This window comes from Parapedobacter sp. 2B3, from assembly GCF_041925275.1.
Lineage (GTDB): Bacteria > Bacteroidota > Bacteroidia > Sphingobacteriales > Sphingobacteriaceae > Parapedobacter > Parapedobacter pyrenivorans_A.
This window is the reverse complement of the sequence record NZ_JBHEUZ010000001.1, coordinates 117,372-131,749: the sequence shown is the minus strand read 5'-3', so window position 1 is coordinate 131,749 and position 14,378 is coordinate 117,372. Positions and strand designations below refer to the sequence as shown.

15 protein-coding genes are annotated in these 14,378 nt (G+C 50.9%); 10 read left to right on the top strand and 5 right to left on the bottom strand.

Features of this window, described 5'->3' with window-relative positions:
* The first annotated feature begins 32 nt into the window (after positions 1-32).
* Positions 33-1,175 carry a sugar phosphate isomerase/epimerase family protein gene (locus ACEVG1_RS00510; protein WP_374741560.1) on the top strand — a complete coding sequence of 381 codons (1,143 nt, stop codon included), beginning with the start codon at positions 33-35 and terminating at the stop codon, positions 1,173-1,175.
* 4 nt (positions 1,176-1,179) lie between these two features.
* On the opposite strand, the gene ACEVG1_RS00505 is transcribed toward ACEVG1_RS00510, so the two are convergent.
* Positions 1,180-1,821, bottom strand: a complete 642-nt coding sequence (locus ACEVG1_RS00505; protein ID WP_374741559.1) for a response regulator — start codon at positions 1,819-1,821, stop codon at positions 1,180-1,182.
* Positions 1,822-2,058: 237 nt separating this feature from the next.
* Between ACEVG1_RS00505 and mscL the strand changes: the two genes are divergently transcribed.
* Entirely contained in the window at positions 2,059-2,469 is a 411-nt protein-coding gene (gene mscL / locus ACEVG1_RS00500) for a large-conductance mechanosensitive channel protein MscL (RefSeq protein ID WP_374741557.1), read from the top strand.
* Between the two features lie 42 nt (positions 2,470-2,511).
* Here the strand turns inward: mscL and ACEVG1_RS00495 are convergent, their stop codons facing one another.
* Positions 2,512-3,399, bottom strand: a complete 888-nt coding sequence (locus ACEVG1_RS00495; RefSeq protein ID WP_374741556.1) for a ChaN family lipoprotein — start codon at positions 3,397-3,399, stop codon at positions 2,512-2,514.
* A gap of 183 nt (positions 3,400-3,582) precedes the next feature.
* On the opposite strand from ACEVG1_RS00495, the gene ACEVG1_RS00490 reads away from it, so the two are divergent.
* The 5 genes from ACEVG1_RS00490 (at position 3,583) to tsaB (ending at position 6,169) form a co-directional block, all read left to right on the top strand.
* Entirely contained in the window at positions 3,583-4,413 is an 831-nt protein-coding gene (locus ACEVG1_RS00490) for an endonuclease/exonuclease/phosphatase family protein (RefSeq protein WP_374741555.1), read from the top strand.
* Positions 4,414-4,552: 139 nt separating this feature from the next.
* Entirely contained in the window at positions 4,553-4,711 is a 159-nt protein-coding gene (gene rpmH, locus ACEVG1_RS00485) for a 50S ribosomal protein L34 (protein WP_374741554.1), read from the top strand.
* Positions 4,712-4,776: 65 nt separating this feature from the next.
* Positions 4,777-5,157: a ribonuclease P protein component gene (locus ACEVG1_RS00480; protein WP_374741553.1), complete on the top strand. Its 381-nt coding sequence runs from the start codon at positions 4,777-4,779 to the stop codon at positions 5,155-5,157.
* Positions 5,157-5,411 carry a membrane protein insertion efficiency factor YidD gene (gene yidD / locus ACEVG1_RS00475; RefSeq protein ID WP_374741552.1) on the top strand — a complete coding sequence of 85 codons (255 nt, stop codon included), beginning with the start codon at positions 5,157-5,159 and terminating at the stop codon, positions 5,409-5,411. Before ACEVG1_RS00480 ends, yidD begins: the two co-directional genes overlap by 1 nt.
* 44 nt (positions 5,412-5,455) lie before the next feature.
* On the top strand, positions 5,456-6,169 hold the full coding sequence (tsaB, locus tag ACEVG1_RS00470; protein WP_374741551.1) for a tRNA (adenosine(37)-N6)-threonylcarbamoyltransferase complex dimerization subunit type 1 TsaB: 714 nt from the start codon (positions 5,456-5,458) through the stop codon (positions 6,167-6,169).
* On the opposite strand, the gene ACEVG1_RS00465 is transcribed toward tsaB, so the two are convergent.
* Positions 6,164-7,066, bottom strand: a complete 903-nt coding sequence (locus ACEVG1_RS00465; RefSeq protein WP_374741550.1) for a CorA family divalent cation transporter — start codon at positions 7,064-7,066, stop codon at positions 6,164-6,166. The genes tsaB and ACEVG1_RS00465 overlap by 6 nt on opposite strands.
* Positions 7,067-7,182: 116 nt before the next feature.
* Positions 7,183-7,779: an OmpH family outer membrane protein gene (locus ACEVG1_RS00460; RefSeq protein ID WP_374741549.1), complete on the bottom strand. Its 597-nt coding sequence runs from the start codon at positions 7,777-7,779 to the stop codon at positions 7,183-7,185.
* A 121-nt stretch (positions 7,780-7,900) separates the two neighbouring features.
* Here ACEVG1_RS00460 and gyrB point away from each other — a divergent pair, with 121 nt between their 5' ends.
* Complete coding sequence (gene gyrB / locus ACEVG1_RS00455; protein WP_374741548.1) at positions 7,901-9,859, top strand: DNA topoisomerase (ATP-hydrolyzing) subunit B; 1,959 nt, start codon at positions 7,901-7,903, stop codon at positions 9,857-9,859.
* 2 nt (positions 9,860-9,861) lie between these two features.
* On the opposite strand, the gene ACEVG1_RS00450 is transcribed toward gyrB, so the two are convergent.
* Positions 9,862-10,749, bottom strand: a complete 888-nt coding sequence (locus tag ACEVG1_RS00450; protein WP_374741547.1) for an AraC family transcriptional regulator — start codon at positions 10,747-10,749, stop codon at positions 9,862-9,864.
* A 264-nt stretch (positions 10,750-11,013) separates the two neighbouring features.
* Between ACEVG1_RS00450 and ACEVG1_RS00445 the strand changes: the two genes are divergently transcribed.
* Together ACEVG1_RS00445 and ACEVG1_RS00440 are read left to right on the top strand one after the other, a co-directional pair.
* Positions 11,014-12,642 (top strand): fucose isomerase, encoded by a 1,629-nt coding sequence (locus tag ACEVG1_RS00445; protein ID WP_374741546.1) that lies wholly within the window; start codon positions 11,014-11,016, stop codon positions 12,640-12,642.
* Positions 12,639-14,318, top strand: coding sequence for a ribulokinase (locus ACEVG1_RS00440; RefSeq protein WP_374741545.1), 1,680 nt, complete (start codon positions 12,639-12,641; stop codon positions 14,316-14,318). The genes ACEVG1_RS00445 and ACEVG1_RS00440 overlap by 4 nt, the downstream gene beginning before the upstream one ends.
* The last annotated feature ends 60 nt before the right edge of the window (positions 14,319-14,378 follow it).

Here is a 14,378-nt window from a genome sequence, read left to right as displayed (position 1 = left end):
TGTATTATCGCTGCAAGCAAACGTATGATGAAATGAAGGCTCACAAACGAAATAATCCCATCTGGGTGATGAGTTCCGCGTTCGAAAAATTGACGTTACCCGAATTGGTGGATACGACCCTGAGAATCGGTGCGCAGGGGGTCGACCTATGTGTTTTCCGTCGGGACGGAACCCGCCAGGATCACACCGCCACGCATTTGGACTACGATCATTTTACGGCGGATATGGCAAAAGCACTGATCGATCGTTTTAATACGGCCAACTTGCGGTTGTCGCTCGGCGCTTTCGAAAACATGATCGGAGGGGACCCTGGAGAACGTATAAAAAACCAAAACCATTTACTTAAATTGATACGGATAGCCCACCTGTTGGGGGGTGACGGCAATGATGTGAAAGTAGGGACGTTCGTAGGTTACAACCATGAACTCGGCGTGCAGGCCGATGGTTTCCAAAAGAACCTGGATGAATATAAAAGGGTATTTGCGCCGATTATACGGTACGCCGAAGACCTGGGGGTGACCATATTATATGAGAATTGCCCAATGGAAGGATGGCGTCCATCGTCGTATACGGCAACATACAACAACCTGCCGGGGGTGCTTGCCGCACGCAAATTGATGTATGCGCTTATACCCAGCGCGGCACATGGTGAGATATACGACCCTTCACACGATGTATGGCAGCACACGGATCCGGTCGACGTGATGGCGCAAACCGACATATCACGCGTACACCGCATCCACGTGAAAGCAACGCGTAACCTGAAAACCGATGCCCGCACGGATTGGGGCGGTATGTACCCCATGCAACTCGTGGATGCGGGTCTGGCCGAAAGGGCGGGGGTAGCGATCCCCGCGAATGATTGGGACCGACACCATTATGAAGCCATGTTGCCTGGATTTGGTGGTTCGGACAGCATGGACTGGCGGGCATTTGTCGACCTGCTGGTAACGAAAGGGTTTAGCGGTCCTTATGAAATCGAGAACGAGGCCAAAAACTCAAAGGACACCGGCAACCTTGCGGCTACTATACAAGGATATGAAGCGGCTGTGAAGTTTTTGGCACCGATGGTGTGGGAACTCCAGGAAGACTTCGGTTATGCGTACCGGAACGGTCCGGCGCTGGTGCAGCCAGCGGTGCGCGATATCCCGGTTACCACCATTGATAAGCTGTAACAGCTTATGCACCCGAATGTAAACGGAACTTTTCAATCAGTTCCGCGATGTTTTCCACCTGGAGTTTTTCGAAAATCCGCGTCTTATAGGTGCTTACTGTAGACGTGCTGAGGTTCAATGCTTTGGAAACATCCATGATGCCCAACCCCTGCACGAGGTATTTCGCCACATCGACCTCCCGGTTGGAAAGGTGGTTTAAGGGATTGTCTGCCTTCAGTATGGACTTACCCATCGTGAGCGTGTTGTAATACAGTTCGCGAACTTCGGGGCTCATGTATTTGCCGCGCTGGATGACGGAAAGGATGGCCTCTTTCAAGTCTGCTTTTGACGTGTTTTTATTGAGGTAGCCCGCGGCGCCCGCTTGGAGGTAACGTAGTGCATAGAGTGTTTCATCATAGGATGAAAAGACCAAGATCTTGATGTTCGGCTGGATAACCAGTACCTTTTCGATCATTTTGATATTGTTGCCTCCGGGCATATTGATATCGAGCAGTACCAAATCGTAGGGCTTTTCAGATAACAGGTTGACCATCTCATCAAAGTCTTCAGCCTGGGTGACCCGTGCAAGCGGCAATGCCTCTTTCACCACGATCGATGTACCCAGCCTAACGATTCCATGATCATCTGCTATCAATATCTCTGTCATTTGTTAATGTTTATCATAGATGCCCCCTATCCAGGCATTTGGTTTTTCATAAGTAAGCTACGTAACTAATGCAAATATAAGTTAAAATATAATTGCTACAGTGTTTTAGATTAAATTTAATGATAAGCGGCCGGAAACAATATGCCCAAAAGATGAAAAAAAAAATTTGTTTAGCCGTTTAAAATTTCCAAATTAGACGTTGAGAAATATTAATTAACAAATTAACCTTATTGTTTTATGGGATTTATGAAAGAATTCAAGGAATTTGCCATGCGCGGCAGTGTGGTAGACCTTGCTGTCGGTGTGGTCATCGGCGGGGCCTTTGGCAAAATCGTTACCTCGTTGGTCAATGATGTGATCATGCCCCCCATCGGTTTCCTAACGGGAGGCATCGATTTCTCAGAAATGAAATATGTGATCCAATCGGGAGATGAAGCCAACGGAATTGCCGAAACCGCCATAGCCTATGGCAATTTCATCAATGTCGTCATCGAATTCCTGATCATTGCGTTCTGTATTTTTCTCGTAATCAAAGGTCTCAATTCCCTGAAACGGAAGGAGGAGGAACCACCGGCGGCGGCGCCCGAACCCTCGAAAGAAGAAGTGCTGCTCACCGAAATCAGGGATCTCTTGAGGGCAAAACAGTAAAAAGTAGTTAAAAACCAAAGAAAGGGGCGTGTAAACGCCCCTTTAAAATGTCTTGGGTGTTGCCGGGTTGGTAAGGATGATAAAATCCCCAAGGTGGGCGAATGACGCCCAGTCGGGTTGGTCGAAGCGCTCATCGGGGAAACAAGAAATATTGGCAATGGATGTTCGTCGCGGTACATACGTACGCAGGTGTGCCACCGTGCCCAAATGCTCGTCGCTGTGGAACCGGCCGTTGAGATGGAGGATTTTCCTTACGTTTTTTTCCTTGGAGAACCTGCTTATCCGGTAAGCCATCGTAGCGTCCCAAAGATTCTGGCTCTGGTATATTTTCATGCTGCCCATTCCCTCGTGGCCGCCCATCAGGCCGGCAAACTTCTCATGGTAACGGCCGGTGAGCGTGTCTATGGGTAGGGGGGCAAGCAGGCGTTTGGCCGGTTTGTCCAACACCTCCAAACTCCCCAGCCCTGCCCGGGTCACACGGTTGGTATACCGGCTTGGGGCGTTCGCCGCCAATACGGGGATTCCTTCTTCCTTGGCGTATTCCACTAGGGGGCGGTAATCGTCATAGTTGGCCCATAGCACCGCATCCTTGCTGAGGTTCTGTTCCGTAATGAGATCGGCCAAATATTCGTTCAGTACCAGTTGGTCGTCGCTAACGAACATTTCCATCGAAAGCGCCATACCGTCGTACCGCTCATTCATCGCTTTTAGTAATTCATATTGCAAAACATGGGCTACTGAATCGTTGTGTTCTTCGCCGAAGAACGCAACATCGACTTCGCCAAGCGCGTTGGCCAATTCCTGTAGCGTGATTTCCGTTTTTTTCTGGGTGTCATATATGGTGTACAGTGAGTCGTCCACTTGGGCGGATAGCGTGCCAAGCTGAATAAACAGCGCAACGCAAAACAGGGTGGGTTTCATGATGTTCATACCGCAAACTTAGAAAAATCATTTTGCATGCAATGTATAGTTAGCAGTTAGCGCCTGCATAAGTTTGAATGGTCGTATTGACTTAGCTACGGAAAACCACCCGGATTAAAGCCGAAATCGGTTTTGAAAACGGGGAGTTTTCCGTTTCTTTACATCGATTGGAACGTGAATAGAAATTTATAGATGATGAGATATATCAAAACCCTTTCCCTGTGTTTGTTGTTTGCCGTGGGCGTTTATGCATACGCCCGGGCCGAAGGTATCCCCACTGCGGACTCGACCGCCCGGCTGAAGGTCCTTTCTTACAACCTACGCTTCGGCGAGCTCGCATCGTTGGAAGAGTTGGCTGCTTTCATCGCCGCAGAAGATCCCGATATCGTGGCATTGCAAGAGGTCGATTGCCGTACCTACCGTGACCGGGCACCGGCGCAGCACGGCAAAGATTTCGCCACGGAATTGGCGTTCCGTACAGGAATGATCCCAGCATACGGCAAAACCATTCCGTATGCCGGGGGATATTACGGGATTGCGATCCTGTCAAAATATCCGTTGGCCAAGGTGGAACGTATTTATTTGCCAAAGACCGTAAACGGGAAGGAGCAACGGGCCGTATTGGTCGCCGATGTCGAATACCGGGAGGGCGAATACATCACTTTTGCAAGTACACATCTGGATTACACCCATACCGACGAGCGGCAGGTGCAGGTCGAAAAATTGAACGGCGTATTGTTGAACCGTCCCTATCCGGTTATCGTAGCCGGCGATTTCAACGCAAGGCCAGATGCCAAAGAGATTGGCGAGGGGATGGCCGCTTGGAAAACGGTATCCGACTTGGCACCCACCGTGCCTGCCAGTGCGCCGCGCAATACAATCGATTATATTTTCTGTTACCCAAAAGATAGGTGGGACGTAGGGGCTTCGACCACCCATCGGGTGGAACTTTCCGACCACCTGCCGATCAGTGCGGTCGTCGAATTGAAACCGAGCGCTCATCGGCCGAAAAAGGAAAAGTAATCGGGATGAAACCTGCCATATCAATGTCTGGTGGTTTTCGGATGAAATAATTACCCACATATATTTGATAATTATCCGATTTACCCGTACATTTGCGCTTTCATTTTTGAGATAACAATAAAAAAAGATATCAAGCGTCATGAAGAGAACATTTCAGCCGTCGCAACGGAAAAGAAGGAATAAGCATGGGTTTAGGGAGCGCATGAGCTCTGCCAATGGCCGTCGCGTATTGGCCGCAAGACGGGCAAAAGGGCGGAAACGCCTTTCGGTATCAGACGAAGGTCGCCACAAAGCCTAGGCGTCTACATTGCCGGTGACCGCTCGCACCCGGGGCTTTCAGCCGGATACGGGGGTATGTCATCGATGATGAAAAGAAAAACATTCTCAAAGGAAGAGCGATTGTGTAGTAAAAGGTTGATCGATGACCTTTTCCACAAGGGTTCTTCTTTTTTTATTTATCCTTACCGGGTTGTGTTCATGCAAGTGGAGGGGGCGCCAACGGTGCAAGTATTGCTGTCTGCTTCCAAACGCCGCTTCCGGCATGCTGTCCACCGAAACCTGCTGAAGCGCCGCATGCGGGAAAGCTACCGGCAACAGAAAGGCGCGCTGCTGTATCCCGCTTTGGAAGGGAAGCCGTATGGGCTCGCAATCGCTATTCAATACGTGGGCGGCGAGCTGTTGGACTTTTCCTTTATGAGCGAACGGATGGCCGCCGTATTGAAGAAATTACACGGTGAGGCGTGATGAATGTGCTGCGTTACATTTGGGACCACGTAGTTAAGGCTGCAATCAAGGGCATTTTCCTTTTGCTGATCCGAGGGTACCAACTGCTGCTTTCGCCCATGTTGGGCGCTTCCTGCCGTTACACCCCTACCTGTTCCCAATATGCCATCGAAGCCATCCGTAAGCATGGGCCGTTCAAGGGTGGGTGGCTCGCAGCGAAGCGGATTGCCCGTTGCCATCCGTGGGGCGGCCATGGCCACGACCCCGTGCCCTGAGCCCGCCCGTTGGCCACCGATAAAAATCGTTAACTTTACCGCCCATGACGTCCACCCATTACATTTTACAGATCGAGACCGCCACCCAAGTGTGTTCGGTGGCCCTGTCGGCCAATGGCGAAACAGTCGCGTTTATCGATCTCGACGAGCCGAATGTACATGCGTCGCGGCTCACACTTTTGGTAACGGAGCTCCTGCAGAAAACCGGGCTCTCGTTCGGCAACTTGTCGGCCGTGGCCGTAAGCAAAGGTCCGGGCTCTTATACCGGGTTACGTATCGGTGTTTCCACGGCCAAAGGTCTATGTTACGCTGCCGATTTGCCGCTTATTGGCATTGACACCCTCGAAGGGATGACCGCGGGATTTATTGCCAATTATAGCCCGATTGCAGGGAACGCGAAGTTATGCCCGATGGTAGATGCACGCAGAATGGAGGTGTTTACCGCTGTTTATGACGGTCAGCTTCAACCCATTTCATCCCCGGCCGCTGCCATCATCGACGCACAGTCGTTTGGATATCTCGATGCTGGCCAACGGATAATCCTTTTTGGGAGCGGCGCGGATAAGTTGGATGCATTATTTGTTGCTAATGAGCAGGTCGAGGTGGTTGCAGGATTTAGAAATTCGGCTGCGCACTTCAGCCTACCGGCCTACCAGGCATTCTTGGCGGAGGAGTTTGCCGATGTAGCGTACTTCGAGCCTTACTACCTGAAAGATTTCGTGGCTACCACGCCCAAAAAGGCGGGACGATCCTCATAGCCACCCTTTACGCTTGAACCAGAAATAAATGCCTATTGAAATGCCGGCCATGGATAACATCACGGCCGGATAACCATAAGGCCAGTTTAGCTCGGGCATAAACCTGAAATTCATCCCGTAGATACCTACGATAAATGTGAGCGGCATAAAGAATACCGAAAAGACAGTCAGTATCCGCATGGTCTCATTGGTGCGTTGCGAGGCGATCGAGAAGTAGATGGACAGTAATTGTGCTGTATTTTCCGATAGGTTGTCGAAGAGGGTCTGCGTACGGATATACAGATCGCGCAAATCACGGCTATAGACATCGCTGTGTTCTTTTGAATCGAGGTTGTCGATAATCTCGTACGACAGGAGCATCAGCCTGCGGATGACATCGATCTTACGTTTCACAAAATATAGTCCACGGAGTATCGGCGACTTCCGTTGCCGCAGAAATACGCGCTCTTCGTAATAATCCAATGATTCGGACAGTTTTATGCCCGGTTGTTCAAAGGTTAGTATCGACTCGCGGATTAATGAATTGAGCAGGTGAAATGTCGAATCACATCTGCCTGTGTCGATACGTTTGGCTTTAACCAGATCGATCAGATCTCCCTCAGCGCGATGCACCGTAATGAGGTAGTTTTCGGTGAAGAATATGGAAACCTTATTGGTCAGTTCCTGTATGGTATCGGCCTCGTGGGTATGATCGGTGGCAAACACCCTCAGAATCACAAATGTATAGTTATCAAACAGTTCATATTTCGGAAGGTGGTCGGGCTGCATGCAGTCTTTGATAGATGCCTCGTGCAGGGCATACTGCTCGGCTACGTGCCTGATTTCCTCATCAGTCGGAGCGGATAAGTCGACCCAATCGAATCCATTTTGGTTCTTGGATGCCAGCAACTGAATCATGGCTTGTCAGTGAATCATTAATTGGATGAATAATTAGATGAATCGAATGTCGAAAAAAAACTTGGCAAAAAAAAAAGCTGCCGTATAGGCAGCTCTGGCTTTCGCATTGTTTTTCACTATTTTTTCTCTTTGGCGTATTCCGCATTCAGGGCGCTCAATACTTCACCGGTGATTTCGAGGCTTTCGTCGGCGTATAGTACACCCGGGCTCGCCGCAGAATATGTGAGCACGAATTTAAATCCGTTTTCTTTCGCGTGTTTTTTCAGGTAATCCGTAATCCGCCCATACAGCTTTTCATTTTCGGAAGCTTCTTCCTGCGCGAATGACGTGCTTGCATTTTGGTTGTGGCGGGCGAGCTCATCTTGTTTGCGGGCAAGGCGCTCTTCTGTGGTTTGGCGGTCAGACGCGCTCATCGTAGCTGCTTTCTGCTGGTAATCCGCTACCTCGCGCTGGAAAGCATTGCTCCGTGATTGGAGGTCCGCCTGCGCTTTCTTCGCCTTGTCTTCCAATTTGATCCTTATGTCCTTGAAATATTCATATTTTTCAAGAAGTGTGTCTACGTTGACATAGACGATTTTCTCTGCGTTTGCCTGTGTGGAGTCCGCGGTCGATGAAACTGAAGCCGGCTTTGTTCCCTGTTGGTTGCATGACATCACTGCCACGACCAACGCACCCATACCAGCTTTTGCAATCCATGCGAATGCTTTGTTCATAGTTTTTATAGTTTTCTTTTCAATCAAAGCGCAAACCTAAGATAAAAATTTCATATTTCCGTGCTCCACCCTCTTATATGGTACTTTTTTCGTACCTTTGGGCGACGAATTTAAAACGATAATGAGCGAAGAAAACAAGCAGCATTCAACGTATTCCGCAGATAACATTCAGGTATTGGAAGGATTGGAGGCCGTTCGCAAGCGGCCTTCCATGTATATTGGCGATACCGGTGTCAAAGGGCTTCACCACTTGGTGTATGAAGTGGTGGATAACTCCATCGATGAGGCCGTGGCTGGTTTCTGCGACGATATCCAGGTCATTATCCATAAAGACAATTCCATTTCGGTGCTAGACAATGGCCGGGGTATTCCTACGGGCATCAATAAAAAGGAGAATAAATCGGCGCTCGAACTGGTCATGACCGTATTGCACGCCGGTGGCAAGTTTGATAAAGACACCTACAAGGTGTCAGGCGGTCTCCATGGGGTGGGTGTATCCTGCGTAAACGCCCTCTCCACGGTATTGACGGCCGAAGTCCATCGCGAGGGGAAAGTATTCGTGCAGGAGTATCGCCAAGGGAAACCACAATTCGACGTGAAGACCATCGGTGAAAGCGAGCGTACGGGTACAACGGTTACGTTTCTTCCCGACCCCGAAATCTTCACTACCACCACCGTATATAACTACGATACGCTGGCCAGCCGGCTACGCGAGTTGGCATTTCTAAATAAGGGGATACGGCTTAGCCTGCTCGACGAACGTGAGGACCTGGAAGGTGGGTCGTTACGGCAGGAAACGTTTTTTTCCGAAGGCGGATTGAAGGAGTTTGTACGGTTTCTGGATGGCACACGCCAACCACTCATCCCCGACCCCATCCACGTGGAAGGTGTGAAGCAAGGGATACCTGTTGAGCTTGCCCTGCAATATAACGACACATACTCCGAAAATGTACACTCGTACGTCAACAATATAAACACCATCGAAGGGGGAACCCACGTGGCGGGTTTCCGCCGCGGCCTTACCCGTACATTGAAGGCGTATGCCGATAAATCGGGTCTGTTGAAAAACATGAAGGTGGAAATCACGGGCGATGACTTCCGCGAAGGGCTCACGGCCGTGATTTCGGTGAAGGTGGCCGAACCGCAGTTCGAGGGGCAAACCAAAACGAAGCTGGGCAATAGCGAAGTGATGGGTGCGGTGGATGTGGCGGTGGGGGAAATCCTGAACAACTACCTCGAGGAAAACCCCAAGGAAGCGAAGACCATCGTACAAAAGGTAATCATCGCAGCCCAAGCACGCGCTGCAGCGCGCAAGGCCCGCGATTTGGTGCAACGCAAAAACGTGATGGGTGGAAGCGGCCTGCCCGGTAAATTGGCCGACTGCTCCAACAACGATCCCGCAAAATGTGAGATATACCTTGTGGAAGGTGACTCTGCGGGTGGAACGGCCAAGCAAGGACGCGACCGCGAATTCCAGGCCATCTTGCCGCTGCGTGGTAAAATCCTCAACGTGGAAAAGGCCATGGAGCATAAAATCTACGAAAACGAGGAAATCAAGAACATGTTTACCGCCTTGGGTGTAAGTGTGGGTACCGAAGATGACGCCAAAGCGCTGAACCTTGATAAACTACGCTACCACCGGGTGATCATCATGACGGATGCCGACGTTGACGGCTCCCATATCACCACGTTGATCCTCACGTTCTACTTCCGGTATATGAAAGAACTGATCGAGAACGGATACGTGTATATCGCTACGCCACCACTATACCTCGTAAAGAAAGGCAAAGAACAGCAATATGCATGGAATGAGGACCAGCGCGATGCGGCCATCCAACGGCTTAAAGGAGCCGGTAAGGAAGATAGTGTGCATGTGCAACGTTACAAGGGGCTTGGCGAAATGAATGCCGAGCAGCTGTGGGATACCACGATGAATCCCGATACCCGGACGCTGCGGCGGGTCACCATTGAAAATGCGGCTGAATGCGATCGGATTTTCTCCATGCTGATGGGCGATGAAGTGGCACCACGCCGCGAATTCATTGAACGCAATGCGAAATACGCCAAGATCGATACGTAGGATTAAAACCCAACGGCGACCTTGCTGTAAAGGTACTTCTTCTTGTATTCCAGTGGGGTCATGTCGGTCACTTTCTTGAAGTGGCGGTAAAAGTTGGATACGTTATTGAACCCGCACTCGAAGCAGATCACTTCGGTGGGCAACAGATCTTCCACCAGCAACCTGCATGCGTGGCTGATGCGTATTTCGATGAGGAAATCATAATAGGTTTTCTTGGTCATCACTTTGAAATACCGGCAAAATGAGGTGACGCTCAAGTTGGCGATGGCCGCGATTTCTTCCAGATTGATTTCCTTTTTATAATTGCTCAGCGTGTAGGTGCATACTTTGTTGATGCGAACGGCGTCCATTTCATTTGACTTGTAGAACGCATGGGCCGAGGCGATTGACTGGTACTCATCCGTTTCGGCCATCGTTCTGAGAATAGACAACAATAGAATCAGTCGTTCGATTTCCGTAGCCTGGGTGGCCTTATACATCAACTCAACAATCCTTGCGCGTGTTCTTCCGGTGAACTTCATTCCTTTCCGGGCATTCTCAAAGAGTTTCGGCAATTGGTACATCTCGGGGAGGTTCATGAAATCCCGGCCCATGCAATCCGGCAGAAACTGGATAACGATCGCCTCCACTTTCCGAGTGGCGTGGTTTTGGTAATATTCTTCGTTGCACTGCCACATATGGGGGAGGTTGCCACCCAAGAGGATGACTTCACCAGCTGAAAAGTTGCCGATATTATCACCAATAAGCCGTACACCTTTACCCCTAATCACATGATGGAGTTCCAATTCTGGATGGTAGTGCCAAAGCGAACCGAAGTTGGGCTGTACGTCATGCCGCGTACTGAATGACGCCTGGATCTGGGTAGGTACTTTATGAAATAGTGGTTTCATAATTCATAATCGTTGTTTTTCTTTTCCGTGGTTATTGGGAAAGAAATGGTTTATAATCTGTTTTATCCCTCGTGACCCTGCCTGGGGAATATACTATTCCCATTACGAGTACTAAATTATGTAATAGAAATCCGATCTCCAAGGAAATGATAAGATTGTATAGTATGAAGGCAAGAAGTTCAAATAAAGACCCGTCCTTTCCCTACACCTTTGTATCGGCCGGTCCGTATGTTCCGGCGGCAAAGTTTGTAAACCAAGTAGACCATGGATAGTAAAAATAATAAAAAGGAAATCTGGTTGATAGCAAGTGGCGATTTGCGCTTGGCGGCCAATCAATTGTGTTGGACCGCGCAGGAATCGATGGAAATGAAGTTAGCCGACGCTGTTGAGCGCCAAGGATGGCGGATTAGGCGGGCACATGCCTATGACACGACGAAGAAGCACGGATTTATCGATTCCCAGCGGATGGGGATTGATGTATTTAAGAACATTCCACCGAACGCTCCGGTGATTGCTGCCGAAAGCGTGTGGCAATATACCCACCACGTGCTGGCTGGACTCACTACCCACCGTGGCCCCATACTCACCGTGGCCAACTGGAGTGGGCAGTGGCCCGGTTTGGTGGGCATGCTCAACCTCAACGGCTCGCTTACCAAGGCGGGGGTCGCTTATAGCACACTATGGAGTGTTGATTTTAATGACGATCTTTTTAATAATGGCCTCAAGGAATGGCTCGAGAAAGGATGCGTAAAGCATGATGTCAGCCATGTGAAGCCCCTCGACTTGGTTAAAATCCCCACGGAAGACGACGATACGGGTCGGTTATTTGCACGTCGCCTCCGTGAGGCGAAGGCGATCATGGGTGTTTTTGACGAGGGCTGCATGGGCATGTACAACGCCATTGTGCCGGACGAGCTGCTCCATGCCATGGGTATATTCAAGGAGAGGCTTAGCCAGTCAGCATTGTATGCACGTATGCGTTTGGTGACGGATGCCGACGCCGACGCCGTGCTGGCGTGGTTGTTGGAACGGGGAATGACTTTCAAGTGGGGCGACAATGAAGAAACCGAATTGACTCGCAGGCAAACGCTGGAACAATGCAAAATGTATATCGCAGCCGTTCGTATCGCAGCTGAATTTGGGTGCGATACCATCGGTATCCAATATCAGCAAGGGTTGAAGGACCTGACCGTAGCCAGTGACCTCGTGGAGGGGTTGCTCAACAATCGAGAGCGGCCGCCCGTCTATTCGGAAAACGGAGAAGAACTTTTTGCCGGGCAAGCGATTCCACACTTCAACGAAGTGGACGAATGTGCGGGCATCGATGCGTTGGTGACCTATCACCTGTGGAACGAGCTGGGGATGGACGGCGAGAACACACTGCATGATATCCGTTGGGGCGAACATTACAAGGACGATGGCATCGATGATTTTGTATGGGTATTCCTCATCTCGGGGGCCGTTCCTGTAGCACATTTCGATGGGGGCTACGCTGCTGCCAGTAGCTGGCGGCAATCGCCTATGTATTTCAGGCTCGGCGGCGGCACCCTGCGCGGTGTGAGTAGGCCCGGCCCAATCGTATGGAGCCGCATTTATATTAAAGAAGGCCGGCTACATGCCGATCTCGGAGTGGGTAGGGCCGTAAGTCTGCCCGAAGCAGAAACGCGACGGCGGTGGCAGTCTACATCACCTGAATGGCCCATCATGCACGCCGTGTTGGATGGAGTAGGGCGCGACCAACTTATGGCCCGCCATCAAGCCAACCACATCCATGTGGTATATGCCGATAGTGCATCGTTGGCACATCGGGCATGCCGCATTAAGGCAGCGGCGTTGGATGAACTCGGTATCGAAGTTCATTTCTGTGGGGGCGTAAATGTAGCAGGCGAATGAGCGGATCGGGTGAAAATTATGTGATTGGGCTCGATTTTGGCACAGACTCCGTACGGGCACTGTTGGTCAACGCGGCAACCGGTTCCGAAATTAACGGCGCCACAGCGTATTACCGTCGATGGGCTGATGGATTATATTGCGATAGCGCACGTTCGCAGTTCCGCCAGCACCCGCTGGACTATATCGAAGCCATGGAAGCAGTTATTCAGGAAGTGCTTATCGGTATTTCTGAAGACGTAGTGGCTCGTATCGGCGCGTTGTCGGTCGATACAACTGGTTCAACCCCTGTGGCGGTGAACCGCCAGGGTACCCCATTGGCGTTGTTGCCCGGATTTGGCGATAATCCCAACGCGATGTTCGTCCTTTGGAAAGACCATACGGCCATTGCCGAAGCCGAAGAAATTAATCGGCTTGCGCACAGATGGAAAACCGATTACACACTGTATTCCGGCGGCAGCTATTCATCGGAGTGGTTCTGGGCCAAAATGCTACATATTATCCGAAACGACCATACCGTGGCCGAAAGCGCTTATTCCTGGCTGGAACATTGCGACTGGATACCGGCGTTGTTATGCGGTGCTACCGATGTCTCGTCTATCAAGCGCAGCCGATGTGCGGCGGGGCATAAGGCCATGTGGCATGCTGAATTCGGCGGGTTGCCGTCGCAGGATTTCCTTATGGCCCTCGATTCTCGCCTGGGCGGAATCCGGGAGCGCCTCTACGACCAGACCCATACCGCAGCCGAAGTGGCCGGTACCATTACACCTGAATGGGCCAATCGGACAGGTTTGCCCCGGCATACCAAAATCGGCGTGGGTGCCCTGGATGCGCACATGGGGGCCGTGGGCGCTACGATCAGGCCATATACGTTGGTGAAGGTCATCGGTACATCCACCTGCGACATGCTGGTAGCGCCGATGGAGCAGCATCGAAACCACTTGATAAGCGGTATATGCGGCCAGGTGGATGGGTCCATCATACCCGGCATGCTGGGCATGGAAGCCGGGCAATCCGCGTTCGGCGATCTTTACCAGTGGTTCGCCCGCTTTGTATCCTATCCGATGACGAGCTTGTTGGGCAATACATTCAACCGACACGAACAACAGATATTGATTAATCGCATATTGGCGGGATTGAGCCGGGAAGCAGCGGAGCTCCCCGTGGCCGTTACAGATGAGGTGGCGTTGGACTGGGTGAATGGCCGGCGAACACCCGACGTGGACCCAACACTTACCGGTTGGATTACCGGTATTCGGTTGGGTACCGATGCGCCGCGGTTGTTCAAGGCATTGGTTGAAGCCACGGCCTTTGGCTCCAAAGCCATCGTCGATCGTTTTGAGGCCGAGGGTATCCCCGTGAGGGAAATCATCGCCACTGGCGGGATTAGCAAAAAGTCGCCTTACGTGATGCAGGTATTGGCAGATGTGCTGGATCGGCCCATTAAGACCGTGAAAACTGAACAAGCCTGTGCGTTGGGGGCCGCCATGTGTGCTGCGGTCGTAATGGGTACACATCCGGATATCGGTCAGGCCCAGCGTGCTATGTCGCCCGGGTTTGAGGGTGAATACCGCCCTGACCCGAGGCGCGTTGCGGTTTATAGTCAGTTGTATCGCCGTTATCAGCAGTTGGGTGAATTGCAGGCGGCGTCAACATTGTATAATGAGCAGCAAAAATAGTAGAGAGACTTATGCTTTCGGGCTGTTACCTTTGCCTTTTTGAGAGGAATAACCAAAATA

What these genes read in the sequence shown, in the direction of transcription:
- ACEVG1_RS00490 (WP_374741555.1), top strand. Translation starts at nt 3,583, where the DNA reads ATGATGAGATATATCAAAACCCTTTCCCTGTGTTTGTTGTTTGCCGTG.
- yidD (WP_374741552.1), top strand. Translation starts at nt 5,157, where the DNA reads ATGAATGTGCTGCGTTACATTTGGGACCACGTAGTTAAGGCTGCAATC.
- tsaB (WP_374741551.1), top strand. Translation starts at nt 5,456, where the DNA reads ATGACGTCCACCCATTACATTTTACAGATCGAGACCGCCACCCAAGTG.
- ACEVG1_RS00480 (WP_374741553.1), top strand. Translation starts at nt 4,777, where the DNA reads ATGATGAAAAGAAAAACATTCTCAAAGGAAGAGCGATTGTGTAGTAAA.
- ACEVG1_RS00445 (WP_374741546.1), top strand. Translation starts at nt 11,014, where the DNA reads ATGGATAGTAAAAATAATAAAAAGGAAATCTGGTTGATAGCAAGTGGC.
- rpmH (WP_374741554.1), top strand. Translation starts at nt 4,553, where the DNA reads ATGAAGAGAACATTTCAGCCGTCGCAACGGAAAAGAAGGAATAAGCAT.
- ACEVG1_RS00440 (WP_374741545.1), top strand. Translation starts at nt 12,639, where the DNA reads ATGAGCGGATCGGGTGAAAATTATGTGATTGGGCTCGATTTTGGCACA.
- ACEVG1_RS00495 (WP_374741556.1), bottom strand. Translation starts at nt 3,399, where the DNA reads ATGAACATCATGAAACCCACCCTGTTTTGCGTTGCGCTGTTTATTCAG.
- ACEVG1_RS00460 (WP_374741549.1), bottom strand. Translation starts at nt 7,779, where the DNA reads ATGAACAAAGCATTCGCATGGATTGCAAAAGCTGGTATGGGTGCGTTG.
- ACEVG1_RS00450 (WP_374741547.1), bottom strand. Translation starts at nt 10,749, where the DNA reads ATGAAACCACTATTTCATAAAGTACCTACCCAGATCCAGGCGTCATTC.
- gyrB (WP_374741548.1), top strand. Translation starts at nt 7,901, where the DNA reads ATGAGCGAAGAAAACAAGCAGCATTCAACGTATTCCGCAGATAACATT.
- ACEVG1_RS00465 (WP_374741550.1), bottom strand. Translation starts at nt 7,066, where the DNA reads ATGATTCAGTTGCTGGCATCCAAGAACCAAAATGGATTCGATTGGGTC.
- mscL (WP_374741557.1), top strand. Translation starts at nt 2,059, where the DNA reads ATGGGATTTATGAAAGAATTCAAGGAATTTGCCATGCGCGGCAGTGTG.
- ACEVG1_RS00505 (WP_374741559.1), bottom strand. Translation starts at nt 1,821, where the DNA reads ATGACAGAGATATTGATAGCAGATGATCATGGAATCGTTAGGCTGGGT.
- ACEVG1_RS00510 (WP_374741560.1), top strand. Translation starts at nt 33, where the DNA reads ATGAAGGCTCACAAACGAAATAATCCCATCTGGGTGATGAGTTCCGCG.